Origin of the sequence: Kitasatospora sp. NPDC059571, from assembly GCF_042735675.1 — a bacterium.
Lineage (GTDB): Bacteria > Actinomycetota > Actinomycetes > Streptomycetales > Streptomycetaceae > Kitasatospora.
In genome coordinates, this window is sequence record NZ_JBHWBW010000715.1 from 1 (window position 1) to 2,557 (window position 2,557).

The 2,557-nt window shown below is 74.5% G+C and carries 2 protein-coding genes; both read left to right on the top strand.

The genetic code is table 11. The features are described 5' to 3' along the window. The coding region (locus ACFV0G_RS38180) for an AAA family ATPase (RefSeq protein ID WP_380558104.1) at positions 1 to 1,267 on the top strand (1,267 nt) is incomplete at its 5' end. A gap of 56 nt (positions 1,268 to 1,323) precedes the next feature. Then, positions 1,324 to 2,511 (top strand): signal recognition particle-docking protein FtsY, encoded by a 1,188-nt coding sequence (ftsY, locus tag ACFV0G_RS38185; protein WP_380558107.1) that lies wholly within the window; start codon positions 1,324 to 1,326, stop codon positions 2,509 to 2,511. Positions 2,512 to 2,557 lie beyond the last annotated feature (46 nt).

Here is a 2,557-nt window from a genome sequence, read left to right on the forward strand (position 1 = left end):
CGCCGAACGCGACCGGCTCGTCGCCGCCGGAACCGCCGCCCGCCAGGCCGAGATGGAGGCCAGGCTCACCGTCCGCACCCACGAGGAGCGGGTCCGCTCGCTGGCCGGCCGGGCCGACCAGCTCGACCGGGCCGCCGCCGCCGAGCGGGAGGCCCGCGCCCGCGCCGCCCGCCGCCGCGAACGCGCCCGGCACGAGAGCCTGGTCGCCACCGCCGTCGCCGACGGCGCCCGGCAGCTGCTCGCCGCCGTCGAGGGCTCGCTCGTCCTGGCCGAGGCCGAGCGCGCCGAGGCCGAACAGGCCCGGGCCGCGCGCGAGGGCGAGCTGCGCGCCGCCCGCGAGCACGGCCGCACCCTCAAGGCCGAACTCGACAAGCTGGTCGACGCCGGCCACCGCGACGAGGTGCTCCGCGCCGAGAAGCGGCTGCGCATCGAGCAGTTGGAGGCCCGCGCCCTGGAGGAGTTCGGCATCGAGGGCCAGGAGCTGCTGGACGGCTACGGCCCCGACCGGCCCGTCCCGCCGCCGCTGCCCGAGGAGGGCCAGGAGCCCGGCGAGCCCCGCCCCTACGACCGGGCCGAGCAGGAGAAGCGGCTGAAGGCCGCCGAACGCGCCTTCCAGCAGCTCGGCAAGGTCAACCCGCTGGCGCTGGAGGAGTTCGCCGCACTGGAGGAGCGGCACCGCTTCCTCGGCGAGCAGCTCGACGACCTCAAGAAGAGCCGCCGCGACCTCATGGACATCGTCCGCGACGTCGACACCCGGGTGGAGCAGCTCTTCACCGCCGCCTTCCACGACACCGCCGCCCAGTTCGAGGGCGTCTTCTCCCGGCTGTTCCCCGGCGGCGAGGGCAGGCTCGTCCTCACCGACCCGGAGTCCATGCTCACCACCGGCGTCGAGGTGGAGGCCCGCCCGCCCGGCAAGAAGGTCAAGCGGCTGTCGCTGCTCTCCGGCGGCGAGCGCTCACTGACCGCGGTCGCCCTGCTCGTCGCCATCTTCAAGGCCCGCCCCAGCCCCTTCTACGTGATGGACGAGGTCGAGGCCGCGCTGGACGAGACCAACCTGCGCCGGCTGATCGGGATCATGGAGGAGCTGCGGGAGAGCTCCCAGCTGATCGTCATCACCCACCAGAAGCTCACCATGGAGTCCGCCGACGCGCTGTACGGCGTGACCATGAAGGGCGACGGCATCTCCCAGGTGATCAGCCAGCGGCTGCGGCCGGACGCACCCGCGGCCCGCCCCGCCCGGGCGGCCGGCGGCGCCGCGGCCGACTGAGCCACGCCGTCCGGCTACTCCCGGCGGCCGGGGGCGTCGCGGATACTGGGGGGGTTATGGAATACGTGATCCTTGCCGTAGTCATCGCCGTGGTCGCCATCGGCGCGATCGCGGGACTCGTCGTCAACGGCAGACGACGCACGCCGCTGCCTCCGAAGCCCGAGGCACCCGTCATCACGCCGCCGCGCGAGCCGCAGGTCGGCGAGGAGTCCGCCCCGCCCAGCGAGGCGCCCGTCCAGACGATCGAGGAGGTGCAGCTCCCCACCGTCGAGGAGGAGGCCCCGGCCGAGGCCGAACTGGCCCCGGCCGTCGAGGTGCCCGAGCCGACCGCCGGCCGGCTCGTCCGGCTGCGCTCCCGGCTCTCCCGGTCGCAGAACTCGATCGGCAAGGGCCTGCTCACGCTGCTCTCCCGGGACCGCCTCGACGAGGACACCTGGGAGGAGATCGAGGAGACCCTGCTCACCGCCGACGTCGGCGTGGCTCCCACCCAGGAGCTCGTCGAGCGGCTGCGCACCCGGGTCAAGGTGCTCGGCACCCGCTCCCCGGAGGAGCTGCGCACCCTGCTCCACGAGGAGCTGGTCACCCTGATCGGCCCCGAGTCGGACCGCACCGTCCGCTCCACCAAGCACGAGGAGGGCCCCGCGGTCGTCCTGGTGGTCGGCGTGAACGGCGTCGGCAAGACCACCACCACCGGCAAGCTGGCCCGGGTGCTGGTCGCCGACGGCCGCCGGGTGGTGCTCGGCGCCGCCGACACCTTCCGCGCCGCCGCCGCCGACCAGCTGCAGACCTGGGGCGAGCGGGTCGGTGCGCACACCGTCCGCGGCCCGGAGGGCGGCGACCCGGCCTCGGTGGCGTTCGACGCGGTCAAGGAGGGCATCGCCGAGGGCGTCGACACCGTGCTGATCGACACCGCCGGCCGGCTGCACACCAAGACCGGTCTGATGGACGAGCTCGGCAAGGTCAAGCGGGTCGTCGAGAAGCACGGCCCGGTCGACGAGGTGCTGCTGGTGCTGGACGCCACCACCGGCCAGAACGGCCTGGTGCAGGCGCGGGTGTTCGCCGAGGTGGTCGACATCACCGGCATCGTGCTGACCAAGCTGGACGGCACCGCCAAGGGCGGCATCGTGATCGCGGTCCAGCGCGAGCTGGGCGTCCCGGTGAAGCTGGTCGGACTCGGCGAGGGCGCCGACGACCTGGCGCCGTTCGAGCCGGCCGCCTTCGTGGACGCGCTGATCGGCGACTGACCGCGCCCCGCGCAGATGCGAGCGGGCCGCCTCCCGACCGGGAGGC